The organism is Finegoldia magna ATCC 53516, assembly GCF_000159695.1.
Lineage (GTDB): Bacteria > Bacillota > Clostridia > Tissierellales > Peptoniphilaceae > Finegoldia > Finegoldia magna_F.
In genome coordinates, this window is sequence record NZ_CM000955.1 from 885,917 (window position 1) to 912,093 (window position 26,177).

The following is a 26,177-nucleotide window of genomic DNA, read 5'->3' on the forward strand; positions in this document are numbered from 1 at the left end:
TACACCTCTCTAATATTCTAATGAATAAGCTAGAATAAGTCAATAAACGAAAACGTTATATTTTACGTATTTTTACATATTTTACACAGAAAAAAGTGGAGTGCAAATTTACACCCCACTAACTTCAAAAACTATTATTCTTTCATTGGTTGTTCTGCTGTAAGTTCGATTTCATTCCATCTGAAGTCGTCTTTGTTAAGATCTTGAACGTATCTGAAATCAAATTTTTTAACTCTCTTGTTGATTGGAGATAAAGCTTCTCTGTAAAGTGTTGGAATCAATGGTACATTGTCTTCCATTACTTTAGCAAAGTCTTTGTAAGCTTGTGCTCTTTCTTCATCAGATGTTTTACCATCAGCTATCTTATCCAATGCTTGTTGCATTTCTGGATTAGTATATCTGTAGTAGTTGAATGATGCATTCTTACTGAATAATCCTGATGGGTCAGGGTTAGTACCTACAGCCCAAGCTCCTTGGAATACGTCAACTTCAGGGTCATCATTTTTAAGCTTGTCGTAGAATGCGTTGAATTCTATCAATCTTCCGCCTGTCAACTCAACATTCAATCCAATTTCTTTCCAGCATTGGATATAGTATGCTGACAATGGTTCTGCAATTTCTCCACCTGACATTGATGCGAATTTAATTACAAATGGTTTACCGTTTTTGTCTTCTCTTATTCCATCGTTGTCAACATCTTTGTATCCAGCTTCATCTAACAATTTTTTAGCTTTTTCTTGGTCAAAATTGTATCCTTTTAATTCAGTGTTAAAGTAATCTTTAAATATAGGAAGAACAACTGATGTAGCTTGTGATCTGTATCCTAGATAGAATTTTTCACCCACTGCGTTGTTATCAATTGCATAACCCATTGCTTTACGTAAGTTAACATCTGCCATCTTAGCATTAGGATCTACAACAACTTCGCCTTTAGCTTTGTCCCATTTACCTAATTTAAATCCTAAGTAAGTGTAAGCCATGTCTTGTTGTCTCGCAACTTTGTATCCTTTTAATTCTGATATTTCTTTGAATGTATCTGATGGTGCTCCACCTGCGATATAATCGTATTTACCAGATTTTAATGATGCTAAAATTTGTGAAGTAGGAACTACTTCCATTACTACCTTATCGATTTTTGCTTTTCCGCCCCAGAAGTGTTCGTTAGCACTAAATTCAACTGATTGTCCTGGTACTACATTAGAAATATAGAAAGGTCCTGCTGATTTAGGATTTTTTCTGATTGGGTCAGAAGATATAATATCTTTTATAGCTATGTCTTTAACTTGTTCGTAGTTTGTTGGTTCGTGCCAAATACCAGCACCCCATTTAATTGAAGGTTTCCATTCTTTAAATGAAATTTGAACTGTTTTTTCATCAATTTCTTTAACACCAGCGATGTCTTGTGTTTTTCCAGCGTGATATTCTTCCATACCAACGATGTTAATCATATCATCATCATAACGTACACCAGGATAATCCTTGTGTCCAATGATTAGATAGTTGATGATAATGTCTTTTGCTGTTACAGGCTTTCCGTCATTCCATTTGAATGCATCTGAAAGTTTGATTGTAGCAGTCTTTGCTTTTTCATCCCATTCGAATTTTTCTGCACCAGAATCTCTCAATTCCATGCTTTCTCCAGCATTTGCTGAACCGTACATTGTAGGTCCGATAATTGTCCAGTCGAAGTTATCGTCTTGTAATGCAACATTAAATATACCTTTAAAAGGTGAATCTGTAGGAATACCTACTTTAAAAGTTCCACCTTTAATTGCTTCGCCTTCATTTTCAACAAGAACACCGCCGCCCATTTGTTCTCCGACTATGTTACCTTTATTTTCTTCGTTTGCCTTTTTACCAGTGCTAGATTCTTGTTTAGAACCAGAATCTGATGATTTTCCGCTATCTTTATTAGATTTTCCACATCCTGTAAGTACAAATGCTAATACTAAAAAGATTGCCAATAATGATTTAAATTTCTTTTTCATTATTTTTCCCCCTTATCCTTTCCTTTGTTTTGCATCGGAAGCCCTTCTTAATGCTTGACCGATATAATTTATACACAACATCATTACTAATATCAATAATGATGCAGGTAGCCATACATATAACTTATCTGATATAACTTCTGGCTTTCTGGCTAATGATACCAACGTTCCTAGTGATGGATCTGATGGTGGAAGCCCGAAACCTAGAAAGCTAAGTCCAGTTTCAATACCAATATTTCCTGCGAAACTCAATGTCATATCTACAATTAATATTGAAGAGATGTTTGGCAAAATCCCTGTAAACATCGTCTTCAAATCGCTAGTTCCCATTGTCTTCGATGCATTTACATAATCTTTTTTACTTTCAGCAAGAGCTTTTGATCTTACAAGCCTTGCCATTCCTGTCCAGTAGAACACTGTAAATATCATTACGAATGTAAACATAGAATATTTTGGAACAATTGTTACGAAAACTATGATTATCATCATTGTTGGAAGAATTTGGATGAAATCTATAATTCTCATTATAATATTGTCCAACCATCCTCCGTAATATCCGATCAATAAACCTACAACTATTCCTATTATAGATGTAAGTATTGTAACGGCGATACCTATTACAATTGAGTTTCTCGCTCCAATAATTAATTGTCCAAATAAATCTCTACCGCCTTGGTCAGTTCCTAGTATGTGTCCAGCTTCTCCAGGTCTTACGTATGAATTAAGTATGTCAACTTTCATTACTTGTTCTTTATCAAGTAACATCGCTCCTACGAAAATTCCTATCCACAAAACTGCTAATACCACCAATGACACTATAGCTAGTTTATCTTTTTTGAATTCATTAACAATTACTTTAAATCCAGTAGGATTATCTTTTGCAAGGTCTTTATATTCTTCAAGCTTTTCTTCTGTTACTTTTACTTCTTTCATAAAAACCTCCTAATCTATCCTTATTCTAGGGTCCACTATACTCATGATAATATCACTTAATAATGAACCGCAAAGTGTTAAGAAACCATAAATCATTACAAGAGCTGTCATAACTGAGTAGTCCCTTTGGTTAATACAGTCAACGAATAATGAACCCATTCCTTGATATCCGAAAATTGTTTCAATCATGATAGAACCAGCTAACAAACCTGTGATTTGGAATCCGAAGAATGCAGCTATTGGTAAAAGTGAGTTTCTAAAAATGTGTTTACTGTAAACTTTTTTAATAGGAACCCCTTTTGCTCTTGCAGTTCTTACGTAGTCTTGACTTTTTGCATCTACAACTTCATTTCTCAAATATTGAATAGTTCCAATAGTTGTAAGTAGTGCATAGGATATTGCAGGAAGTAGCATATACTTAATACCGCTGCCATGCCACCTTTTGCTGATGCTTCAAGACTTATGATACCACTTGTTGGAAACCATCCTAACTTGTATCCGAATATTAAAAGCATTATCAAGTAAAATACGAATCCCGGGGTTGCTAGTGCCAGGAAGTTATACAAGTTAACCCCCTGATCGAATGTCGACCCACTGTATCTACCTGCGTTTATTCCTAGAGGAATAGCAATTGCATACATTATTATTAATGAGAACAATGATAAGAAGAATGTATTCTTAGCTCTTTGACCAATAACGTCTTTCACTGGTAGCTTTTGAGTATAAGAATCTCCAAAATCTCCTTGAAGTGCATTTCCAACCCATCTCTTATATTTCACATACCATGGATCGTAAAATCCAGATTTTATTTTAAGTTCTTCTTCAACCTTTGAGTTACCAGTACTTGGTGTGATTTTCCCTGTAAAAGGATCCCCTGGCATCTTTTGAGCTACGAAGAATATAAATAAACTTAACACTATCAATTGAGGAATCATTATTAAAAATCTTCTGATTATAGTTTTAGTCATATTATATTTCCCCCTTTCTAGCTGCTACATAATGAGAATCTTTGTATTTCGTCAAATCGTACACCGATCCATTTTCATCGTAGTAGACATTTTTCTGTTCATCAAACTTCTTTTCAATAGCTTGTCTAGCATCTCTAAGCTCTTTTCTTCTATTTGGTTCGATTTGAGGAATCGCTGCGATAAGTCTTTTTGTGTAAATATGTTGAGGATCAGAGTATAACTCATCACGATTACCAGTTTCTACAAATTTGCCGTTATGCATAATATAAATGTAATCACACATGTGTCTTACAACCCCCAAATCGTGAGAGATGAAAATGTAGCTTAGATTAAACTCTTGTTGAATCAACTTCATGTAGTTTAATACTTGCGCTTGAACTGATAAGTCAAGTGCACTAACTGGTTCGTCTGCAACTATCAATCTTGGGTTACATGCAACAGCTCTTGCAACACCAATTCTTTGTCTTTGACCACCTGAGAATTCAAATGGATATTTGTAAATTGCACTTTCGTTAAGTCCAACTATGTCTAATAATTTAAACACCTTTTCTTTTTCTTCTTTAGGTGTAAGTTTTTCAAAATTTCTGATTGGTTCAGCGATTATATCCAAAATTCTTTTTTTAGGATCAAGCGAACTCATTGAGTCTTGGAAAATCATTTGAACATCTTGATTGTAGTTTATCTTTTTTCTGTAAGATCTACTTGTAACATCTTTTCCTTCGTACAAAATGTGTCCATCTGTAATCTTTTCAAGTCCTACTATAGCTTTTCCGATAGTTGACTTCCCAGAACCTGACTCTCCAATCAATCCATAAGTTTTTCCTTGTTCAATATCCATATCAACTCCATCAACAGCTTTGATATAGTCTTGAATTGTATTAAAAAATCCACCACGAATTGGATAATGAACTTTCAAATTTTTAACTTCTAAAAATCCCATATTTTCCTCCTATTCGTCTTTAAAATGGAAGTTCTTCCAGCATGTACAACGAACTAAGTGTCCATTGCCAACATCATGTAATACTGGGTTTTCTTCATGTTCTGAATCGTCTATCCAAGGAATACGAGGTGCAAATCTGCATCCTTTTCTTGGCAAATCTTTTAATGAAGGAACCATACCTTCTATTACGTGTAACTGATCAGATTCATTATCTGCTTGCGGAATGGAATTTAATAAGCTTCTAGTATATGGATGAAGTGGGTTATTGAACAACTCATCCACAGGTGCAATCTCAACGATCTGACCTGCATACATTACGCAAACTCTATCAGCGGTCTGTGCTACAACTCCTAAATCATGGGTTATCAATATAATTCCTGAATTCATTTGATTTTGTAATTCTTTTATTAAATCTAGAATTTGTGCTTGAATTGTAACATCAAGTGCAGTAGTTGGCTCATCAGCTATCAAAACACGAGGTTTACAACTCAAAGCAATCGCAATGATTACTCTTTGTCTCATACCTCCGGATAATTGATGAGGAAATTGTCTTGCTATAACTTCAGCATTTTCAATCCCTACTTTTTTTAGAAGATCAACAGCTTTTGCTTGACGTTGTTTCTTGTCCAAATCAGTGTGATACAACAAAGCTTCTTCAATTTGTTCGCCAATTCTCATTAATGGGTTAAGCGATGCCAATGGATCTTGGAATATCATACCAATTTCTCCACCTCTCAACTCATTGAATTGAGCTTCTGTATAATTCAAAATATTTTCGCCGTTATATATAACTTCACCGCTAATTTGAGTGTAGTTCATATTATGTAAACCCATAATTGTAGTAGCAAGTGTAGATTTGCCACAACCAGATTCACCAACCATAGCTAATACTTCATTTTCATACAATTCAAATGAAACATCGTCTACGGCGTCATAATAATCGTCTTTTATTCTAAAAGCTGTATGCATATTATTAACTTCCAATATTTTCTTATTAGCAGACATCTTATTCTCCTTTCAGTTTATTTTTAGTATGATTTATGTATGATTAATAAATAATACTTTATCTCATTATAGTGACATAAAATGGATTTGTCAATTATTATTTATTTTATAATTTAAAATTTCAGTATAAAATACAGTTTTTCCATGCTTTTTCGAATTAATTTACACTTTTTAGTCACAAAAATAAAATTTGTGATTTCTATTTAATATTGTAAATTAAACATTTTAGGCTTTTTATGAAAATAAATTTAAATTATTTTTATTCATTTTCAAAATTTGTTACCAGAAGAAAATAAAATGAATTTTTGCATAAAAATCACTTGACTTATTTCCTTTATTGTGGTAAAGTAATGATAATCATGAGCCTATTTACAAATTTATTAAATTTTAAAAAATGTAACAAAAAACTTGCATTCGTTATATTGAGATGGTAAAATATATATAAATATTGAAAACTTTTTCATTTTCAATTAAATCTCCATTTCTTAATTTATTACAACATAAAAAAACAAGGTATGAATTAAATTCAACACCTTGTTTTTTTATTTTAGTCTATTTTTACTATATTAATATCTTCTAAGCAATCATCTATTTGGAATTTTTTCGGCAAATCTTTGGTCTTCAAAGAAGCAAGTGCACATGCATTTGCCATTTCAAAAGACTTTTCATGATCTGAAGTTCTGATAAATGTCGCGATAAATCCAGCGATTATTGAATCAATAACAAAATCTCTCTTTTGGTTAATCATCTGTTCTATTTCAAAAGCATAAACGGAATTTCCTTGGAATAAATACACTTTATTATCCACAAAAGGAACTATCACAAATTTAGAATTCAAATCAAATATTTCGTCTTTCCATTTAAGCAAATCAGTTTCTGAATCTATTTTTGTTTTAAACATATGCTCCAAGCATTTGACGCTAATGTTTTGAAGAAGTGATCCTTCATCAGCAAATTTTTCCAAATAATACTCATCTATATCAAGTACAAACTCCGCTTTGTTAGCTTTACAGATTGCAATCATTCTTTCAATTACAGTTTCTGTTATATTTTTTGGAAAAGCTGTGGACAAAAACACAGTGTCTCCTTCTTTGACTCTGGATAGATAATACAACAATTCCTGAAGTTCTTGATGAGAAATACTCGGTCCTTTTGATTCAATCACAGTTTTTGATGCGCCTGTGATTTTGATATTGATTCTAGTATTGTCATCAATTCTGATGAATTCAGATTTGATATCTTCTCTTCTAAGCCAATCTTCGACAAATTCTCCAGTAAATCCTCCAGCAAATCCAGTTGCAACCGTTGGAAGTCCAAGTTGTTTTAAAATCCTAGAAACATTGATTCCTTTTCCAGCTGGAAGCATCAAATCAAAATCCGATATATTGTTTTTGTCAAATTCAAAATCCGTAACTTCACTTACAAATTCAAGTGCAGGATTCATAGTAACTGTGTAAATCATTTAATCACCTACATTAATCCAGGAGCAAGTCCAAAGAATATTTTTTGAAGAAGTGTCATAACGACCATGAACACCACAAGTCTTGTTATCACAATTCCAGCCGCATTAAGTCCGTAAATTTTCCACAAATTTTTGTAATCAAATCTATCTACTAAAATAATCGTCGCAAATAGTATCAATATTACTAATGAAATTAAATATATAAAAGCGTGTGCTCCCAAAAATGTGAACGTGAAAACAGACGAACTAAAACCGACAAGTCCTCCTGCTGTTAATACTCCAAATAAGCTAAATATCAAAGATTCTATAACTGAAAGTAAAACTGAGATATTATATCTCAAATCCTTGTCGATAGGTTGATATAATTTTGTTCCTGCTAGTTTAAGTCCCAGACTGTATGATAAAACTTTTTGGAAAACATCCAATACTAATACACAAACCATAACCACGATTGCCTTTGATTTTTGAGTAAATGTCCAGTGATTTGTAGAATTCATGTAAAAGAACAATAGCGGCAAAGCAGACAATACTACAACAGCAATTCTCATTGAGAACCTGTATGGTTGTGCTCCACCCATCATTTTCTTTAATATTTTAGTAAAAAACAAATTGATTTTGTCAAACACTTGTTTAGTTTTAACCTCAAAAGTATCCATAAATTCGTCTTCATCATCATCTTCTTCTTCAATCTTATGGATAGTAAACTCATTTGCAGATGTGAATCTTATCGACTCATCTCTTTTGATTTTTTCTTGATTTTCGTCGTAACCTTTGGTAATAAAAATCGTGTTTTCATAATTTTCTTCGGGTTCTTTTTCATCTTCGTGATTTATTTTCTTCTCAACTTCTTTGTCTGGATTGAACTTTCCATACTGAGACTTGTTTTTGTTAATCACTTGAAAAATATCTTCAATTCTTTTTGGTTTGTGCTCAGATTTATTTTTATTTATGATTTCTTCGCACTTTTGTTCTTCAGCAGATTTCTCACGATTTTTTATATTAAAAATATTCATCACATCATCTGAATAGGAATAATCCTTATCTGTAGATGCGTGATTATCTTTTGGTTGTTCTTCTATATCTTTTTGTTCATTCAAACTTTCGCGGTATTCTTTCAAATTGAACCCACAATTGTGACAGAAATTCACCGTATCTAACACTTTTTCATTGCAATTAGGACAACGCATTTACTCACCTCCGTAACCGTATTATATCACAATACAATATACTGAATTATAACTTTGCCAAATCTTAATATTTGGGCAATAAAAAAGGGATATAACTATCCCTTAGATAATTCATTTTTATTTTCTTTTAAAAACCATATATCTATAATCCAAGCCTTCGTAAGTTTTGATGTCTGATTCTTCTGATACATAGAAATCTTGGTCTTCGAATAAGTTTCTTATTTTCGCATCGTATTCAAATTCTGCGTCAACATAAGTGATTACGAATTCATCAACTAAATGTATAAATGATTCAATCGTGTTTGCTCCACCTATCAAATATTCTGTCATTTTGCGGTCTGGGTTGATTTCTTTGAGAGTGCGTAGCAATTCTTCTTCGTTTTTTACGCAAAGCATACCGTCTAAGTCTTTGCTTGTAATTATTATGTTGGTTCTATTTGGTAGAGGTTTTGAATCTGGCAAAGATTCCAATGTTTTTCTTCCCATTATAACGATATTTCCAGTTGTTAACTCCTTAAATCTTTGCATATCTTCAGGAATTGAAAAAAGCATATCTCCATCTTTTCCTATCGCAAAATTTCTATCTACTGCTAATATAACTTTCATTAACAAAAATCTCCCTTCCTTATATTACTTACAATTTCGTTCAATTTTTCCATTGCGTGATTGTCAGTCCAATCAAAATCACCTTCACATATCCTTACGACAAGTATACCCATTTCCTCACAGCAAATATCAAGCATAGTGCTATAGATTGCATTTTGCAAATCAGATGATGAATTAGAAAGTATGCTATTGCATTTGTTTATCCATTTTTCAATACAAAAACCATAGTTTTTATCTCGTGGATAATTCTCAAGTGCAATCTTTCTTTCTTTTGTAAATTTCCTGTTAGCATCATACATAAAACAAAGCTTATTTTCCTCATTATAAGCCATTATGTTGATATCATTGACATATCTTATCAAATCATCTCTGTTTATATTTTCATCTAGTTTATTCAAAACTTCTTTCAAATTTTGGTTGTCTATGTTTGGTTTCAATTCAGAAAAATTCTTGCTAAATTCAATATCTCCACTAAAATACACTCGCAGTATTTTTTTAATAGCATCAATTTGTTCTTTTTCATAATCAGATGCCAAAAAAGTACTGTTTTCCATAAAATCTCCTTTATATTACATCCATTTTTTCTTTTTAAAATAATAAATCATAACACTAGTAATCACAACAGCAGTAACCCAGAACAAAATATATCCGTATTTCCCTTGAAGTTCCGGCATATATTTAAAGTTCATTCCATAGACTCCTGTTAAGAATGTCAAAGGCAAAAATATCGTCGACCACACAGTCAATACCATCATTACTTCGTTAGTTCTGTTGGAGATATTAGTGTCAAATGCATCTATCATGGAGTTAATCATATCGCGATACACTTCTATGAATTCAAGCATTTGGATTATGTGATCGTACAAATCTCTCATGTAAATAGATGTGTTGTGACTTACCAAATTTACTCTGAACTTCGAAATTTCATTGATAACTGAACGCAAAGGCCACAAAGTCTTCCTCAAAAATATTAGGTTTTTCTTCATGGTGTAAAGTTCTCTGAGAACATCGTCATCATTGTTAGTCATCATAGCGTCTTCCAAATCATCTATGTATTCTCCCAAAATATCAAAAATTTGATAGTAGTTGTCTATGAATGCATCCATTAACAAAAGCAACAGTCCATCTGTAGTTTTCGGTCTAAAAACAGGAATTTTTTCTAACTTGTCCAAAACTCTGTCAAATGATGTGGTTTTGTTTTGCTCTACAGTCACTAACAAATTTTCTTTCAAAACAAAAGAAACTTGGTTAAACGACAATTCCTTTACACTGTTGAACATATCATAATCCACAGTATCTGTTACCACGAACAAATAATCGTCATAAGCTTCTAGTTTTGTCCTTTGTTCCACATCCAACATGTCTTCTATTATAAGAGGATGGATTTTGAATTTTTCTTTCATTTTTATGAAATTATCTGTATCTGATAATCCTGTGATATATATCCAATTTATCCTGTCATCTCTCAATTCGATATCATCGATGTCTGTGGTTTGATGTTTATCGAAATGATGTTCATCAAAAGTACAAAAAGTAATTTTGGTGTTCTCAAGATTGTTCTCAAGCCTAAGAGTATCTAATATTTCGTTGATTCTATCCTCAAATAATAAATTAGCCAATACTATCTCCTCTTATTCGTCCAATAATTTGTTCGCGTAATTTCTGTATGTCGATTTTGAGTTATCCCCTACAAGTCTGTCGATGATTTTGCCATCTTTTATAAATAAAGTCGTAGGTAGTGGCAACGCTTCGTAATGCGTAATTATCTCGTCCTTGTCAATTTCTCTAACTTTTTTAGCTAAATATTCGTAAAATTCTATTTCTCCTTGAAATGATTTTTCGATATCTTCCAAATCATTTTTCGCCGGAATACATGGGCAAATCCCGTCGGCGTGGAAAAATAAAACCTTGTCTCCTTTGTTAAATATCTTAGAGTTAATGTCACTCTTTTTAAATTTTTTCATTTGGTACTATCCTCCAAATCTCTTCTGCATATTCTTTTATAGTTCTATCCGATGAAAATTCTCCGAAATTTGCGATGTTCATCAAACTCATCTTAGCCCATTTTTTCTTGTCGGCGTAAGTTTGTAAAATCTTTTCGTGAATTTGTTCATAATCGTTGAAATCTTTTAACACAAAATATTCGTCTAATTTAAATGACGAATCTCTGTTTACAAGTGAGTTGTAAATGTCCAAAAACATAAACGATCCACTATCGTTGATCAAATCGCTTAGCAAAGTATCCACAACGCGTTTAATATTTTCATCCTTATAATAATACTCAACTGGATTGTAACTGTCTCTGATGGAATTTAATACGTCAACAGTCGCTCCAAATGGGAAGTTATTGTCTTCACCTGCGTGATTGAAAATCTCAATGTTCGCGCCGTCGTAAGTTCCCACAGTCAATGCTCCATTTAACATAAACTTCATGTTACCAGTTCCCGAAGCTTCTTTTCCCGCAGTTGAAATCTGTTCACTCACATCTGCTGCAGGATACACCAATTCTCCGATGGATACGTTGAAGTTTTCCAAGAACACAACCTTGATGTATTTGTTCACAACATCGTCATTGTTCACCAGATTTTTAACTTCATTTATGAATTTTATAATAGCTTTTGCTCTGAAATAACCCGGCGCTGCCTTCGCCCCGAAAATATATGTTTGTTTTGGGATATCGGATATTTCATTGTTTTTGATTTTATAATACAAATTCAAAATGTGAAAAGCATTCAACAATTGTCTTTTGTATTCGTGAAGTCTTTTAACTTGTATGTCAAAAATAGAGTTCTCATCTACATCGATGTTTTCATGTTCTTTGATGTATTTTTTCAGTCTGATTTTGTTGTGAAGTTTGATTTCCATTAATTTTTCCAAAACACTCTCATCGTCTTGGAATTTTTCAAGTTCTTTTAATTTTGTAAGATCAGTCTTCCAATCTTCTCCCAAAAGTTCTGTTATAAAATTCGTTAGCTCTGGATTTGAATAAAATAGCCAACGTCTTGGAGTAATTCCATTTGTTTTGTTGACGAATTTATCCGGATACAAATCGTGCCATGATTTTAATGTCTCGTTTTTCAGAATTTCTGTGTGGATTTTAGCAACGCCGTTAATCTTTACGGCTGTTAATATCGCCAAATGAGCCATATTAACAGTATTATCTTTCACAATTCTGAGATTATCTATTCTATCGACAGAATAATACAATCCCACCAAATCGCTGACAAATCTCCTGTCGATTTCGGTGATAATATCCATAATTCTAGGACTCACTTCTTCTACAACATCGACACTCCATTTTTCCATAGCTTCTTGTAAAATCGTGTGATTAGTGTAGTTGAACACATTGCTTGTAACATTCCAAGCTTGTTTCCAAGAAAGTTTTTTATCATCCATCAACACTCTCATCATTTCTGGAATAGCCATAACAGGATGAGTGTCATTTAACTGAATAGTATTGTATTTTTCAAAATCTTCAAAATCCTTATCATTTGGGAAGTTTTTCTCATATTTTTCAATTATATCTTGAATTGATGCACTGCAGAAAAAATACTGTTGTTTAAGCCTTAAAACTTTTCCCGGTCTTTGTATATCATTAGGATACAAAACTCGGGTAATATCTTCTGCCCTGTTTTTTTCTTTTACGGAATCATCGTATTGAAAATTATTGAATTTTTGAAAATCAAATCCGTCATCACATTCTGCCTGCCACAGTCTCAAAGTGTTTACAACGTGATTTTTGTATCCTACAACAGGCATATCATAAGGAACTGCTTTTACGACTTGGTTTTTGTATCTAATGATTTTGGATTCCGATTCTACACGTCTTGACCAAGGATCTTTGTCCAATGTCCAATTGTCTCCGACTTCCATCTGAAATCCGTTGTGAAAATATTGTTTGAAAAGTCCTTGGCGATATCTCACGCCATAACCTGTCAACGGATAATCCAAGCTAGCCGCACTTTCCATGAAACACGCTGCAAGTCTTCCTAATCCACCGTTACCCAAAGCTGCATCTTCTTCTTGAATTTCCAAATCATTGATGTCGATGTCCAATTCTTTTAAAACTTGTGAATATTTTTCGTCCAAACCCATATTCAACAAATTATTTCCTAAAGATCTTCCTATCAAAAATTCCGCGCTAAAATAGTAGGCATTGCGTGAATTTTTGTGTTTGTCAGAAGTTTTCTTCCAATCTTCTGCCAATTCGCTCATTATTATTTTAGAAAAAGCTATATATTTTTCTTTTTCAGTAGAAGTTTGTAAATCTTTCCCAAACAAATTAAATAAGTTTTTTTCAAATTGCAACAAAAATTCTTCCTTTTCCATAAAATCCTCCTATTCTTAGCTCAACTATATTTTACCACATTTGTGAAATAGTCCTATTAAATTTGTATTGTTTTTTCTTAAAATCAACAAAAAGGATACATTTTTCTATTTTATTGATATAATGATTTAGTTATAGTAATATATTAATGAGTCACAAGAAAGGACAAAAATTATGCAAAAAAATATATATGTATTATATGGCGGTCCTAGTACTGAACATGAAGTAAGTATCACAAGTGCTAGAACATTAATAAATAATTTATCAAAAGAAAAATATAACGTAAGTGCGATTTTCGTTCGCCGCGATAAAAAATTCATTATGAAAGAAAACATAACTGAAGAAATAAAAACCGACGACGAATTGGTGCTTGACACTGAGCTTTCTGTAATAGAATCTGTCAGCGATTGTATCAGTAAAATCAATCCTGAAAACACTGTAATATTTCCTGCAATTCATGGAAGTTACGGCGAAGATGGAACAATCCAAGGTTTCATAAAAGTTTTGGATTTGCCATTTGTAGGATGTAATGTGTTGGGTTCTGCACTTTGCATGGACAAAGGATACACTAACGATATTTTCGAATTGAACAAAATTCCTCAAGCAAAATACGTCGTGCTTTGCAAAAACGATGAATACAATTTGAAGGAAATTTTCGACAAAACATCCAAGGCAGTTTATGTAAAACCATGTAACGCTGGCTCATCTGTTGGTGTTATGAGAGCAGAAACAGAAGAAGAATTGGAACAAGCAATCCAAAACGCATTTCTATACGACAGAAGAATTTTGGTCGAAGAAGAAATCATTGGACCAGAACTTCAAATCGCAGTTATGGGCAATGACAATCCTGTTGCATCACGTCCGGGTGTATACCAAATACACGATGTAGAGTTTTTCGATTACGATGCAAAATACAACGACGCAAAGACAGAAATGCTTACACCATTTCCAATGGATGAACAATTGGAATTAAAAGCAAGACGTTTGGCTGAAAAAGTGTATAAGATAATGAGTTTGTCAGGATTTTCAAGAGTTGATATGTTTGTTAGAGATAACGAACTTTGGGTAAATGAAATCAACACAGTTCCTGGTCTTACACCACATTCAATGTTTCCAGTTTTATGGAAATGCACTAACGATATGAGTGTTTCAGAAGTATTCGACAACTTAATTGATTTGGCAATTGAAGAATACGAAAAAAATAAAGCATATAAGTTAGAGAGGTAATAATGTTAACAAGAAATTTAAAAACAATAACAGAACTAACTAACACGATAATAAACGAAAAATACCACGATATAATGGTAAAAGGTATCTCCACAGATACAAGAACAATCGAAAAAGACAACATGTTCATCGCTCTTAGAGGAGATAATTTCGATGGACAAAATTACATAGAGATGGCTTTCGAAAAGGGCGCATCTTGCTGTGTAGTTAACAGAGATTACAGAAATATCAACGATTATCCTGTAATCGAAGTAGACAATACTAAAGAATTTATGATGGATTTGGCTAGAGGTTACATCAGCAGTTTGGATTGCAAAGTAATCGCCATCACTGGTTCCAACGGAAAAACAACTACAAAAGATATCATGAGTTCTTTATTAAAAGAAAAATACAAAGTCGTTAAAACACAAAAAAATTACAACAATGAAATTGGATTATCCAAAACTATATTTGACATAGACGATGACACTGAAGTTGCTGTTCTTGAAATGGGAACTGAAAACTTTGGAGAAATCAGTCAATTGACAAACATCGCTCATCCTGACATTGCAATGATTACAAACATCGGCGACAGTCACCTATTGAATTTGAAAACAAAAGAAAATATTGCCAGAGCGAAATTCGAAATCCTTGAAGGATTAAAAGAAGACGGAATATTTATTTTAAATAACGACGATCCAGTACTCAGAGAAGTAAAACAAGAATACAAATTACCAGAAAAAACTATAAGTTTTGGAATAAAACCTGACAGCGATTATAGAATGGAAATGATCAAAGCTGATGAAACAGGATCGACTTTTTCAATCAACGATCACGTATTCAACATAGAATTGTTGGGACACCATCAAATGTACAACGCTACAATGTCAATAATCGTAGCAGAACTTATGGGATTAGATTATTCAGATGTAGCAAAAGGACTGAAAAAAATCGAATTAACTGGAATGAGAAACGAACTTATTCTACTAGATAAATTCCATATTTTAAACGACAGCTACAAATCAAACCCACAATCACTTACAAGTTGCTTAGAAACAGCTTACGGATTGCACGGATACTCCAGAAAAATCGCCGTATTAGGTGATATGCTAGAACTTGGAGATAACGAAATAACTCTTCACAAAAATATCGGAAAATCAATCAATCCAGAAAAAATCGACTACGTATTGGCAACTGGTCCATTAGCAGAAAACATAATCAAAGGAGCGCGCACAAACTTCGCAGAAGACAAAGTATTCTACTTTGAAACAAAAGAAGAATTGCTAGAAAAATTACAAGAATTAATAGTGGACAACACATTGATTTTAGTAAAAGCATCTCATGCAATGCAATTCGACAAATTAGTCGAACAAATAAAAGAATTATAAAATAAAAATGTGAACTAAGTTTTCTTAGTTCACATTTTTCTTATTCACTAACTTGACTATCATCAGTATAAAATTCAAATACTCCTGGGAATAATTGCTTTATTTTTTCTTGTACATCTTTATCTCTATAACATTTTGCAAAGTCCACTGCCCATTTTGCATTGACATTCTCTTTCTTTACAAAAGGTCCCATAGGATAATTTATCATTTCATCATCACGAGCAAGATACTTTGATGGGTCTTTTTTGGCATTAGACATATGTGTAAAGAAAATACACGCTGCATCAACATCCGATAAACTAGAAACTAATTGAGCTTGTTCAATTTCTTTTATTTTTAAATTCTTTTTATTTTCTACTATATCCGCTACAGTTGCAAGCTTTGCATTTTGATCAATTTTAATCAAACCAGATTTTTCTAATATTCTCAAAGCAATATTTTCATTCATCGCATCATTCATAATAGCAATGCTTCCATTTTCTGGAATATCTTCAATTTTACTATATTTTTCTGAATATAGTCCAATTCCTGTATACATACCATATGGCTTTACTAAATCCAAATCAGCATTATTATTTTTATTAAAACTCATAACATATTTTTTATGTTGAGCTATAGAAATATCTATATCTCCGTTTTGTAATGCTTCTAATGGTATTTGATTAGAATCAAACATCTTGAATTCTGTTTTATATCCCATTTCCTTGTATTTTTCGGCTAATGGTTCATAATATACTTGAGATAATGCAGTACCTCCTATTACAACTTTTTCTTTATTCATTTCTCCTGAATTATTTTGTGTTTTTTTTCCACAAGCTACAAGCAAAATCATTAATGTAGCTAATAATACAACTTTTAAAAATTTATTTTTCATATTACCTCCTATTTTACCTTATTATACATTATATTTCCTATTTTTTGAATAACCATAACTAATAAAATAAGTAATATAACTATAAAATACATAATTGCATAATCAAATCTTTGATAGCCATAAGTTAGAGCTACAGCCCCTAATCCTCCAGCTCCTACGGCTCCCGCAATAGCTGACATGTTTAATAAATTAATTATCATTATTGTGTAATTTTGTATTAAACTCGGAAGCGCTTCGACTAATATCACTTTTGTTATAATTTGAAAATCAGTTGCTCCGAAAACTTTTGAAGCTTTAATTACTCCATTATCTACTGTGCTAAATGCATTTTCTGCCATCCTAGTTGCAAAAGGTATACATCCAATGGTTATTGTAAAAATTGCCGGTACAATGCCAATTTTACTACCTAAAATTGCTCTTGTAATCGGCGTAAGGGCAACTATTAATATCATAATAGGAAAAGCTCTTAATATATCAGTTATTTTACCTAGAATTGCATTTATAATTTTATTTGGTTTCAATCCATTGATATCCGTAATAAACAAAATAATACCAAAAATTATTCCAAAAATTATCGAAAAAATCGCTGAAACAATAACCATAGTTAGAGTTTCAATAATTGCTGGTATAATAACTTTCGGCATATATCTTATTAAGTCTGTATCTCCCAAAAAACTTAAAGTATAAATCATATTAATATCCCTCTATTTCATAATTAAGTTTTTCATTATTTAAAGCAGTTACTGCTTCCTTTATTCTTTCATTTGATACGATAATTTTTATTAAAATAATATTCTCGTTATCTAATTCGATCTTTTTTATATTCTCAAGTTTAAAAGGAACATCAAAACCAGATAATTTATCATTTATTAACAGTAATTCATTATTTGAATATGGAACTTTTATAATTATTTCTGTTTCATTTTCATTGGTTTTAGTTTTATCATATATGAATGTGTTAATATCTTTATCTCCACTTAACAATAGATCCCTTGTATATCCTGTTTTAATAATTTTTCCATCTTTTAATAGCCCTATCTTATTACAAGCTTTTTCCAATACATCCATTTCATGAGTAACGATGATAATAGTTACTTTCATTTCTTGTTGTATCTTTTTTAACAGCTTTAAAATAGAGTTGGTTGTTTTTGGATCTAGGGATGACGTTGCTTCATCACATAATAAATATTTTGGTTGTAATACTAAAGCTCTTGCTATGGCTACCCTTTGTTTTTGACCTCCACTTAATTCCTTTGGTCGAAATAATAATTTATCTTCAATTCCAACAAGTTTCGCCATTAATTCAACTCTTTTTTTTATATCTTCTTCTGAATAATTCCAACACCTCATTGGTAAGGCTATATTTTCAAACACATTTTTCCTATTTAATAGGCAAAAATCTTGAAAAACGACACCAACTTTCCCCCTAAATTCTCTCGATTTTTCTTGTTCAAGACCTGTAATGTCTATACCATCAATTAATATTGAACCTTCATCATATGTTTCTAACCCTGTCAAACAATTTAATAATGTTGTCTTTCCTGCACCACTATTTCCTATCAATCCGAATGTTATTTCATCTTCTATGACTAAAGATAAGTCATTAATAACATTTTTTTCTCCATCATAGCTTTTTTTTAAGTTTTTAATCTCTATCATCTTATACATCCATATAATAGTTGTATGAATATTTTATCGGATATTCTATACCTATTTTTTTTAAATTATCAACTATCAATTTCTTGTTTTTGTCATCTTCCATTATATTTATTGTCTGGAATATTCCATCTATGGTTTTGTTAAACTTATCACGATGAATACCTATCGACATTTCATTATCTTTCCAACCAGCCTTGTGTCTAGTACCTACGCACAGCATAGAAATATTTATATCTTTGTTAAGCATTTGATTAGCGGTAGATTCTTGACAAATTGCCATGTTCCCTACAAGACTAATATTGTTATTTCTTCCATAATGATAAGTATATCCCTGAACTACACGCATTGCGCTATAAGGTTCTAAAATAATAATATATACATCTGGATTATCTGGAAAACTTGATGCAGAACCTATCAATACTGCATAATTTTTTTCAGCCAAAAACCCTGAATTTTTTCTTACCTCTGAACTAATTTTACTACTCTCATGTAATCCTAGTCTAGCCCAATTTTCTCCATTTGAATTCTTTTCATCTACATCCAACAATCCCAAAGCTAGTGCACCACTTTTACATAAAAAATCTTTCTCTGTAGCTTTTACTATATTACCAGAACTTGCAGCTTTTATCATTTGACAATAGTTAATTGGCTTTCTCAATTCTACTGCTTTGTATCGATCATAATCATTCTTATTTTTTAGAAATTTAACAGCTACTATCTTTCTCTTTAGATTTGGTAGAATTGCCTCTGCTAGTATAGCTGAATTTATTTTTTTACTATAATATTCAATTTTTGCTTTTGACATCTTAACCCCTTATTCTTAGCGATAATACTATTTTATATATTTTTCTTTGCTTGTTTATCGTTATAAATTCTCTTCATCAACATTCCAAGCGCAAACACTCCGAATAAAATTATAAGTCCTTTTACCCAAGTAGATGGATTTGTCGATTTACTTGCTGCGTAAGAATAAATCAAAGTAGCAGGAAGTTGTCCTATTCCTGTCGCGATGAAAAATTCCCAAAATCCCATTGGAGTCAATCCTGCCGCATAGCTTATCGGATCGAATGGTACGAATGGCAAAAGTCTTGCGACCAAAATTGCGTTCTTCCCATATCTGTCGAAGAATCCTTCTACTTCCTTCAAAGCTCCTTTTGTTGCAAATTTTTCTGCGATATCTCTTCCCAAAAATCTCGCAATTCCAAAACAAAGCGCTGCTCCTGCCATTGCAGATGTCCATGACAATATACTTCCTCTAACCCATCCCCAAATAGCTGCATTAGAAAATGTAATGAAGAAAGCTGGAATTGGCGCTGCAATTGATTGAAGAATCATCATCAAGAATGAAATTATAACCGCAGTCTTTCCGAACGATCTGATGTATGCTTTTACACTTTCAAGATCTTTAAAAGCTTTTGACATGTTCGTTACGCCTTCTCTGAGTGGTTTTATGAATACAAACGCAAGAACCACAATGAGAATTACGACAATTTTTTTAATATGTTTATTTTCTAATTTCAAAATAATCCCTCCTTATAATCAATTATATCAGATAAAAAAATAAACACTTATTGAAATATTCTATAAGTGTTTATATCTTATTATAATTTACGAATTAAATTTTTTTCTATCAAAATATTCTTCACCAGCTCCATTTGCGACGATAACTGTGCATACAGCATCTCCTGTGATATTTATCGCAGTTCTAATCATATCCAAAATTCTGTCTATCCCCATTATCATTGCAATCGCAGAAATCGGAAGCCCGATTGAATTAAACACCATCGAAAGTGTAATCAATCCTACAGATGGAATTCCCGCAGTGCCGACTGATGCAAGTGTCGATGCTGCGATTACTGTCAAGAAATTTTGTGGAGTCAATTGCATTCCGTATGCATTCGCTGCAAACACCACTGCAACTCCTTGCATGATTGCAGTTCCGTCCATGTTGATTGTCGCTCCAAGTGGAATTGTGAACGAAGAAATTTTTCTACTAACTCCAAGTTCTTCCAATTTGTTTATATTCATTGGCACTGTTGCATTTGAAGATGATGTGGAGAATGCAAATCCCAACACTGGGAAGAATTTCTTCAAGAATTTGAATGGATTTACTTTTGCAAAAATCGTCAATAAAACCATGTAAACTAAGAAAAGTTGCAAACCCAATCCCAGAATTACTGTAAGCATGTATTTTAACATTGACAATATTGCAGATAATCCCAATGTTGCAAAAGTCTTAGTGATAAGTGCAAATACACCAATTGGAGCAAACTTCATAACAATCATAGTCATATCCATCATAATGTCGTTGAACTCTTCGCAAATATTTGCAACGTTGTGTGCTTTTTCTCCCAAATTCGCCAAAATAATTCCAACTAACAACGCGAAGAAAATTATTTGCAACATATTTCCTTCAGCCATGGCTTGAATTGGATTTGTAGGAATTAAATTCAACACAGTTTCCTTGATTGAAACTGCCTTCGCTGGATCTGTTTGTGCAGCTTGACTTACCTTGCTAAGATCAATCCCAACTCCAGGCTTGATAAATGATGCCAACAAAAGCGCCAAAGTTATCGCCAAAGCAGTTGTAAACAAATAAAACACAAGTGTTTTGACTCCAATTTTTCCTAATTTTTTCGTATCTCCCATGCTCATCGCGCCAGTTACAAGTGAGAAGAACACCAATGGAACAACAAGCATTTGCATTAATCTAATAAATCCTTGCCCCAATACATCGAATACTCCATTAACTAAAATGGTATCTTTTATATATGATGAAGGAACAAATAGATTAAAAACTATTCCGACCAACAATCCCAGGAATAATCCAATGAATATTTGAGTTGTCAGTCCCATTTTTTTCTTTTGTTTCATAAACATCTTTCCTTTTCTTAAAATTCAGTTTTAAAATTACAAATTATTTTTTTCGATATATTTTTCAAGCGAAGTTTGCCAATCTGTGAATTTGTAAATTTGAGAAGTGTTCAGTAAGAAGTTTTCCAAAGCTGTAAAATCTGGCCTGTGACCTTCAATTCTCAAGTTTTCATCTTCGATAACTTCTGCATCAATTCCTTTTATCCTCAAAATTTCTTCTGCAAAATCTTTTCTACTAGCAACTCCCTCACATGATGCGTGATAAATCCCGTAATCGTAAGTATCCATCAATTTCGCGATAAATTCCGCTAATTGATATGCGCTTGTCGGAGAAGAATATTGAGCCTTAGGAACCAAAACTTTTCCTGTTTGTTGTGCTTCTTTAATAATATCTTCTACCCTGTGATTTACTGGAGAGAATAACCAACTTGTTCTCAAAATAAAATGTTTTACGCTGAATTCTCTTACGAAATTTTCTCCCATCAATTTGCTTTTTCCATACATTGTCGTTGGGTGTGGAGTGTCGTATTCTCTGTAGGCACTTCTGGATTGTCCACTGAACACATCATCAGCAGACATGTGAATTATTTTCGCATCCACAGTGTTCGCTGCAACCGCCATGTTTCTAGCTCCCAAAGCATTTACTCTGAAAGCTTCATCTGGATTTTCTTGACAAGCGACAGGGTCTGTAAGTGCAGAACAATTTATGATTACATTCGGTCTATTTCTTCTGGCAAATATGGAAGTTTCATCGGAATTTACAATGTCTACGATGTATTTATCCGTTGCTAAGACTTCATCTTCCAATGGATCCAAATATTTCTGTAATACTTTTCCAATCTTTCCATCTGCTCCACTTATCCAAATTCTATTTCTAGTCATAACTTCTCCTTAAAAATTTATTTCCAATTCAACTGGACAATGGTCTGATCCCATTATGCTTTGGTGAATTTTCGCATCCACAAGATTGTCCTTCAAATCGTCACTTACTATGAAATAATCAATTCTCCATCCAGCATTTCTTTCTCTCGCCTTTGCGAAATAAGACCAATAAGAATACTCATCTGTTTTGTCCGGATAAAAATATCTGAACGTGTCGATGTATCCATCGTTTAACAAAAGTGACATTTTGTTTCTTTCTTCATCGGTAAATCCTGCTGAACGTCTGTTTGATTGTGGATTTTTCAAATCAATTTCGTTGTGAGCGACATTCAAATCCCCACACACAATTACAGGTTTTCTATCTCTTAAAATATTCAAATAATTGTGGAATTCATCTTCCCACACCATTCTATAGTCCAAGCGTTCTAATTTTTGTTTGGAGTTCGGAGTGTATACATTCACCAAGAAAAAATCTTCGTATTCGCAAGTAATCACACGTCCTTCAGTGTCGTGTTCATCAATTCCAATTCCAAAACTTACACCTATTGGCTCAGTTTTTGTGTAGACCAAAGTTCCAGAATATCCAGCCTTATTAGCTGAATAAGAATATCTGTGATAGCCTTCTATTTCCATTTCGTCAGTCATTTGATTTTCTTTCATTTTGATTTCTTGCAAACAAAAAATATCCGCATTCAAACTATCAAATGCTTCCTTAAATCCTTTTTTCCACACGGCTCTGTATCCGTTAACATTCCATGATATTAATTTCATATTCTCACCTCTTATTTGTTATTTATTATATCATATACACTTCTAAAAAATGATAATTGTGAATGTAGCGAACAATTATTTATACCCAAATAAACGAAAATTTAATAAATTTATAATTTTGTTAAGTTTTCGCAATTTGATATAATATATTAAAAAGAAAAAAGGAGATTTTTATGCAAGATTATAAAAATTTTAAATTAATAGATACAAGAGAATTGTCAGACATCAATTCTACTGCATTTCTTTTCGAACACGAAAAGACAAAAGCAAAAGTTTTGAAGCTCGCTAACGACGACGAAAACAAAGTATTTTCAATCGCATTCAAGACAATTCCACAAGACAGCACAGGTGTCGCTCACATAATGGAGCATTCAGTATTAAACGGCTCCAAAAAATACACAACTCGTGAACCATTTATGGATTTGGTAAAATCATCGCTACAAACTTTTTTGAATGCGATAACTTATCCCGATAAAACTTGCTATCCTGTCGCAAGTCGTAACGCCAAGGATTTCAAAAATCTCGTGGACGTTTATTTGGATGCGGTGTTCAATCCAATTGTTTACGAAAAGAAAAATATTTTCTATCAAGAAGGATGGCACTACGAAATTAAAAATATCGACGATGATATCAAATACAACGGTGTTGTGTACAACGAAATGAAAGGCGCTTACAGTTCAATTTATACGATTATTTTCGATGAATTGTTCAAATATTTGTACCCAGACACAACTTACGCGCATTCATCTGGTGGTAATCCTTACAACATTCCAGATTTAACTTACGAAAAATTCTTGGAATTCCACGACAAATACTACCACCCATCAAATTCGTTCATTTATTTCTACGGAAATGGAAATATCGAAGAAGAATTAGATCATCTGTCAGAATATTTGGAAGAATATGATTACAAAAAAATCGACTCAGACATTCCTTACCAAAAACCATTTGAAGAAACTAAAAAAGTCGAAGTCGAATACAACATATCAAAAGACGAAAATCCTGACGGAAAAGATGTATTGGTATATGCTGCAAATGTCGGACACATCACAAATGTAAAAGACGCATTCGTATCAACTATTTTAAGTGATGTATTGTTCTCCAACGAATCTGCAATAATCAAAGAAAAATTATTACAAGAAAATATCTGTGAATCTGTCGAAAACGTATCATCTTACGGTCAAGAAATCACAATGGGCGTTATCGCTGAGAATTCAAATGTAAAAAACACCGAAAAGTTTGAAGCATTGGTTAAAAGAGAATTAGAAAACATCGTAAAAAACGGAATCGACAAGGACGAGCTTACTTCAACTCTTAACAAATTAGAATACGATTTAAAAGAAGCAGGAAGTTTCCACACAAAAGGAGTCATATATTTCTTAAAATCAGCTTTAAGTTTTATGTACTCAGATAGCTACTACGACCAATTGCAATTCTCAGAAACTCTAGCTGAATGCAGAAAATTAATCGACACTGATTATTACGAAAAATTCATCGAAGAGAAATTATTGAACAACAATTTCAAATTAATTTTATCTTTGAAGGCAACGCCTGGTCTTAATTTGAAAAAAGACAACGAAGTCAAGGAAAAGTTGAAACAATACAAGGAAAGTTTGTCCGATGAAGAGTTGAATGAATTAGTAGACTTAAACAAGAAATTGGAACAATTCCAATCAGAAGAAGACACAAAAGAACAAAAAGATACTATTCCTACATTGGAACTTTCCGATATTGACGCAAAACTTGAAGATGTTGAAAGAATTGAAAAGAAAATCGACAACTACACATTCTTAAATCCAAGTCTGTTCACATCAAACATTCATTACGCATCATTTATGTTTGATTTGTCGAAGTTCTCTCAAAAAGATTACTTCTATTTGTCACTTTTATCCGATTATATTGGACTTAGCGACACTACAAATTACGACTACAAAAAATTATACACTCAAACATATCTTGCATCAGGTGGAATATTCACTGCAATTCATTTGAACAATACAAAAAACGGCCAAGATTTGAAATCCAAATTTGTGTTCAGCTTCAAAACAATAGAAAAAACAGAAGACGAATGTATCAAAATCTTGGAAGAATACTTGTTCAATGTGAAATTCGAAGACAAAAATAGATTCAAGAACATCCTTCAAAACCTAAAACAAGAATACAAAACGAGAATACTTGAAGCTGGAAACCAATTCGCATTGACAAGATCAATGGCATCATTCTCAGAAAAAAGCGTGTTAGAAGATGAATGTTCAGGAATTAGCTACTACGAAAAATTGTGCGATGTTTTGAATGATTTCGACGAAAAAGCAGACATCACGTTGAAGAAATTAAAAGATTACTACGAAAAAATCGTAAATTCAAACGATATGATTGTAAGCATAATCAATGAGAAAGATTCTGCAAACAAATTCTTCGACAAATTACAAAAATTGTTGATTGCTAAAATGAACACAGAAGACATCGACATCAAATCTTCTCCAACAAAATTCTTCAAATTAAAAGAAGCATACAAGACTTCATCAAATGTGAATTACGTTGTCAAATCAGCTGATTTGAAAAAATACGGATTTGAATACAATTCCAAAATAACCGTGTTGACAAATATACTAAACACTTCATTCTTATACAACGAAGTCCGTGCAAAAGGCGGCGCTTACGGAGTTGGAATGAGCGTAAGCTTGAATGGAATATTGTACGTATATTCCTACAGAGATCCTAACATCAAAAACACAATCGATATTTACGATCAAATCGACAAATTTGTTGAAAACATGAACTTCGATGAAAAAGAAATGAAACAATTCATCATAGGAACTGTAAACCAATTCAACCCACCGATGACTACATTCACAAAAGGAAGCCGTTCGATCAACATGTATTTGTCCGGAAGAACGATAGAAGATTATGAAAATTATCTTGAAAATATGCTACACACAACTGTGGATGATTTGAAACAATTTGCTGAAATAATCAAAAAAGCAATGAAAGAAAACCACCTAGTAGTTGTAGGTAACGACACAAAAATCGACGAAGATGCAAATCTTTTCGACAAAATAATAAACGTGGAATAAAATTGAGGGCATATTGACCTGAACCCCAAAATC

General features: G+C 32.6%; 24 protein-coding genes. 3 read left to right on the top strand and 21 right to left on the bottom strand.

The features are described 5' to 3' along the window. Positions 1-134: 134 nt before the first annotated feature. The 13 genes from HMPREF0391_RS04140 to HMPREF0391_RS04195 all read right to left on the bottom strand — a co-directional run bounded on the left by HMPREF0391_RS04140 (position 135) and on the right by HMPREF0391_RS04195 (position 13,418). Positions 135-1,988, bottom strand: a complete 1,854-nt coding sequence (locus tag HMPREF0391_RS04140) for an oligopeptide ABC transporter substrate-binding protein (RefSeq protein WP_002835635.1) — start codon at positions 1,986-1,988, stop codon at positions 135-137. A gap of 12 nt (positions 1,989-2,000) precedes the next feature. Then, complete coding sequence (locus HMPREF0391_RS04145; protein WP_002835636.1) at positions 2,001-2,921, bottom strand: ABC transporter permease; 921 nt, start codon at positions 2,919-2,921, stop codon at positions 2,001-2,003. 9 nt (positions 2,922-2,930) lie between these two features. Further along, the gene (locus tag HMPREF0391_RS09695) at positions 2,931-3,335 is read right to left on the bottom strand and encodes an ABC transporter permease (RefSeq protein WP_002835638.1); all 405 of its coding nucleotides are present in this window, start codon (positions 3,333-3,335) and stop codon (positions 2,931-2,933) included. Next, complete coding sequence (locus HMPREF0391_RS09700; protein WP_002835639.1) at positions 3,275-3,889, bottom strand: ABC transporter permease; 615 nt, start codon at positions 3,887-3,889, stop codon at positions 3,275-3,277. Before HMPREF0391_RS09700 ends, HMPREF0391_RS09695 begins: the two co-directional genes overlap by 61 nt. Before the next feature lies 1 nt (position 3,890). Continuing rightward, positions 3,891-4,829, bottom strand: a complete 939-nt coding sequence (locus HMPREF0391_RS04155) for an ATP-binding cassette domain-containing protein (RefSeq protein WP_002835640.1) — start codon at positions 4,827-4,829, stop codon at positions 3,891-3,893. Positions 4,830-4,838: 9 nt separating this feature from the next. Then, a complete protein-coding gene (locus HMPREF0391_RS04160) occupies positions 4,839-5,834 on the bottom strand; it encodes an ABC transporter ATP-binding protein (protein WP_002835641.1) in 996 nt (331 codons plus the stop codon). A gap of 547 nt (positions 5,835-6,381) precedes the next feature. After that, positions 6,382-7,296 carry a 1-phosphofructokinase family hexose kinase gene (locus HMPREF0391_RS04165; protein WP_002835642.1) on the bottom strand — a complete coding sequence of 305 codons (915 nt, stop codon included), beginning with the start codon at positions 7,294-7,296 and terminating at the stop codon, positions 6,382-6,384. Between the two features lie 8 nt (positions 7,297-7,304). After that, a complete protein-coding gene (locus HMPREF0391_RS04170) occupies positions 7,305-8,483 on the bottom strand; it encodes a zinc ribbon domain-containing protein (protein ID WP_002835643.1) in 1,179 nt (392 codons plus the stop codon). 117 nt (positions 8,484-8,600) lie between these two features. Continuing rightward, positions 8,601-9,089, bottom strand: coding sequence for a dihydrofolate reductase (locus HMPREF0391_RS04175; protein WP_002835644.1), 489 nt, complete (start codon positions 9,087-9,089; stop codon positions 8,601-8,603). Then, entirely contained in the window at positions 9,089-9,643 is a 555-nt protein-coding gene (locus tag HMPREF0391_RS04180) for a hypothetical protein (RefSeq protein ID WP_002835645.1), read from the bottom strand. Before HMPREF0391_RS04180 ends, HMPREF0391_RS04175 begins: the two co-directional genes overlap by 1 nt. Positions 9,644-9,658: 15 nt before the next feature. Then, positions 9,659-10,708 (bottom strand): magnesium/cobalt transporter CorA, encoded by a 1,050-nt coding sequence (gene corA / locus HMPREF0391_RS04185; protein ID WP_002835646.1) that lies wholly within the window; start codon positions 10,706-10,708, stop codon positions 9,659-9,661. Between the two features lie 12 nt (positions 10,709-10,720). Then, positions 10,721-11,053 (bottom strand): thioredoxin family protein, encoded by a 333-nt coding sequence (locus HMPREF0391_RS04190; RefSeq protein ID WP_002835648.1) that lies wholly within the window; start codon positions 11,051-11,053, stop codon positions 10,721-10,723. Next, a complete protein-coding gene (locus tag HMPREF0391_RS04195) occupies positions 11,040-13,418 on the bottom strand; it encodes a glycogen/starch/alpha-glucan phosphorylase (RefSeq protein WP_002835649.1) in 2,379 nt (792 codons plus the stop codon). Before HMPREF0391_RS04195 ends, HMPREF0391_RS04190 begins: the two co-directional genes overlap by 14 nt. 172 nt (positions 13,419-13,590) lie before the next feature. Between HMPREF0391_RS04195 and HMPREF0391_RS04200 the strand changes: the two genes are divergently transcribed. Further along, a complete protein-coding gene (locus HMPREF0391_RS04200) occupies positions 13,591-14,643 on the top strand; it encodes a D-alanine--D-alanine ligase family protein (protein WP_002835650.1) in 1,053 nt (350 codons plus the stop codon). A gap of 2 nt (positions 14,644-14,645) precedes the next feature. Next, on the top strand, positions 14,646-16,010 hold the full coding sequence (locus tag HMPREF0391_RS04205) for a UDP-N-acetylmuramoyl-tripeptide--D-alanyl-D-alanine ligase (RefSeq protein ID WP_002835651.1): 1,365 nt from the start codon (positions 14,646-14,648) through the stop codon (positions 16,008-16,010). Between the two features lie 40 nt (positions 16,011-16,050). Here HMPREF0391_RS04205 and HMPREF0391_RS04210 read toward each other — a convergent pair whose 3' ends face one another. From HMPREF0391_RS04210 to HMPREF0391_RS04245, 8 genes are all read right to left on the bottom strand, one after another. Beyond that, a complete protein-coding gene (locus tag HMPREF0391_RS04210; RefSeq protein WP_002835652.1) occupies positions 16,051-16,884 on the bottom strand; it encodes a MetQ/NlpA family ABC transporter substrate-binding protein in 834 nt (277 codons plus the stop codon). 8 nt (positions 16,885-16,892) lie between these two features. Continuing rightward, a complete protein-coding gene (locus HMPREF0391_RS04215) occupies positions 16,893-17,576 on the bottom strand; it encodes a methionine ABC transporter permease (RefSeq protein WP_002835653.1) in 684 nt (227 codons plus the stop codon). A gap of 1 nt (position 17,577) precedes the next feature. Continuing rightward, entirely contained in the window at positions 17,578-18,543 is a 966-nt protein-coding gene (locus HMPREF0391_RS04220; RefSeq protein WP_002835654.1) for a methionine ABC transporter ATP-binding protein, read from the bottom strand. 1 nt (position 18,544) lies between these two features. Further along, positions 18,545-19,348 (bottom strand): DUF169 domain-containing protein, encoded by an 804-nt coding sequence (locus tag HMPREF0391_RS04225; RefSeq protein WP_002835656.1) that lies wholly within the window; start codon positions 19,346-19,348, stop codon positions 18,545-18,547. Between the two features lie 32 nt (positions 19,349-19,380). Continuing rightward, positions 19,381-20,064 carry a TVP38/TMEM64 family protein gene (locus tag HMPREF0391_RS04230; protein WP_002835658.1) on the bottom strand — a complete coding sequence of 228 codons (684 nt, stop codon included), beginning with the start codon at positions 20,062-20,064 and terminating at the stop codon, positions 19,381-19,383. 87 nt (positions 20,065-20,151) lie between these two features. Then, a complete protein-coding gene (locus HMPREF0391_RS04235; protein ID WP_035109294.1) occupies positions 20,152-21,417 on the bottom strand; it encodes a dicarboxylate/amino acid:cation symporter in 1,266 nt (421 codons plus the stop codon). A gap of 36 nt (positions 21,418-21,453) precedes the next feature. After that, positions 21,454-22,299, bottom strand: coding sequence for an SDR family oxidoreductase (locus HMPREF0391_RS04240; protein WP_002835660.1), 846 nt, complete (start codon positions 22,297-22,299; stop codon positions 21,454-21,456). A 9-nt stretch (positions 22,300-22,308) separates the two neighbouring features. Then, complete coding sequence (locus tag HMPREF0391_RS04245; RefSeq protein WP_002835661.1) at positions 22,309-23,070, bottom strand: exodeoxyribonuclease III; 762 nt, start codon at positions 23,068-23,070, stop codon at positions 22,309-22,311. A gap of 173 nt (positions 23,071-23,243) precedes the next feature. Here HMPREF0391_RS04245 and HMPREF0391_RS04250 point away from each other — a divergent pair, with 173 nt between their 5' ends. Continuing rightward, entirely contained in the window at positions 23,244-26,144 is a 2,901-nt protein-coding gene (locus HMPREF0391_RS04250; protein ID WP_002835662.1) for an insulinase family protein, read from the top strand. The last annotated feature ends 33 nt before the right edge of the window (positions 26,145-26,177 follow it).

Bases quoted from the DNA above. Each gene is read 5' to 3' on its own strand.
- HMPREF0391_RS04140 (WP_002835635.1), bottom strand. From the start codon at position 1,988: ATGAAAAAGAAATTTAAATCATTATTGGCAATCTTTTTAGTATTAGCA.
- HMPREF0391_RS04145 (WP_002835636.1), bottom strand. From the start codon at position 2,921: ATGAAAGAAGTAAAAGTAACAGAAGAAAAGCTTGAAGAATATAAAGAC.
- HMPREF0391_RS09695 (WP_002835638.1), bottom strand. From the start codon at position 3,335: ATGCTACTTCCTGCAATATCCTATGCACTACTTACAACTATTGGAACT.
- HMPREF0391_RS09700 (WP_002835639.1), bottom strand. From the start codon at position 3,889: ATGACTAAAACTATAATCAGAAGATTTTTAATAATGATTCCTCAATTG.
- HMPREF0391_RS04155 (WP_002835640.1), bottom strand. From the start codon at position 4,829: ATGGGATTTTTAGAAGTTAAAAATTTGAAAGTTCATTATCCAATTCGT.
- HMPREF0391_RS04160 (WP_002835641.1), bottom strand. From the start codon at position 5,834: ATGTCTGCTAATAAGAAAATATTGGAAGTTAATAATATGCATACAGCT.
- HMPREF0391_RS04165 (WP_002835642.1), bottom strand. From the start codon at position 7,296: ATGATTTACACAGTTACTATGAATCCTGCACTTGAATTTGTAAGTGAA.
- HMPREF0391_RS04170 (WP_002835643.1), bottom strand. From the start codon at position 8,483: ATGCGTTGTCCTAATTGCAATGAAAAAGTGTTAGATACGGTGAATTTC.
- HMPREF0391_RS04175 (WP_002835644.1), bottom strand. From the start codon at position 9,089: ATGAAAGTTATATTAGCAGTAGATAGAAATTTTGCGATAGGAAAAGAT.
- HMPREF0391_RS04180 (WP_002835645.1), bottom strand. From the start codon at position 9,643: ATGGAAAACAGTACTTTTTTGGCATCTGATTATGAAAAAGAACAAATT.
- HMPREF0391_RS04190 (WP_002835648.1), bottom strand. From the start codon at position 11,053: ATGAAAAAATTTAAAAAGAGTGACATTAACTCTAAGATATTTAACAAA.
- HMPREF0391_RS04195 (WP_002835649.1), bottom strand. From the start codon at position 13,418: ATGGAAAAGGAAGAATTTTTGTTGCAATTTGAAAAAAACTTATTTAAT.
- HMPREF0391_RS04200 (WP_002835650.1), top strand. From the start codon at position 13,591: ATGCAAAAAAATATATATGTATTATATGGCGGTCCTAGTACTGAACAT.
- HMPREF0391_RS04205 (WP_002835651.1), top strand. From the start codon at position 14,646: ATGTTAACAAGAAATTTAAAAACAATAACAGAACTAACTAACACGATA.
- HMPREF0391_RS04210 (WP_002835652.1), bottom strand. From the start codon at position 16,884: ATGAAAAATAAATTTTTAAAAGTTGTATTATTAGCTACATTAATGATT.
- HMPREF0391_RS04215 (WP_002835653.1), bottom strand. From the start codon at position 17,576: ATGATTTATACTTTAAGTTTTTTGGGAGATACAGACTTAATAAGATAT.
- HMPREF0391_RS04220 (WP_002835654.1), bottom strand. From the start codon at position 18,543: ATGATAGAGATTAAAAACTTAAAAAAAAGCTATGATGGAGAAAAAAAT.
- HMPREF0391_RS04225 (WP_002835656.1), bottom strand. From the start codon at position 19,348: ATGTCAAAAGCAAAAATTGAATATTATAGTAAAAAAATAAATTCAGCT.
- HMPREF0391_RS04235 (WP_035109294.1), bottom strand. From the start codon at position 21,417: ATGAAACAAAAGAAAAAAATGGGACTGACAACTCAAATATTCATTGGA.
- HMPREF0391_RS04240 (WP_002835660.1), bottom strand. From the start codon at position 22,299: ATGACTAGAAATAGAATTTGGATAAGTGGAGCAGATGGAAAGATTGGA.
- HMPREF0391_RS04245 (WP_002835661.1), bottom strand. From the start codon at position 23,070: ATGAAATTAATATCATGGAATGTTAACGGATACAGAGCCGTGTGGAAA.
- HMPREF0391_RS04250 (WP_002835662.1), top strand. From the start codon at position 23,244: ATGCAAGATTATAAAAATTTTAAATTAATAGATACAAGAGAATTGTCA.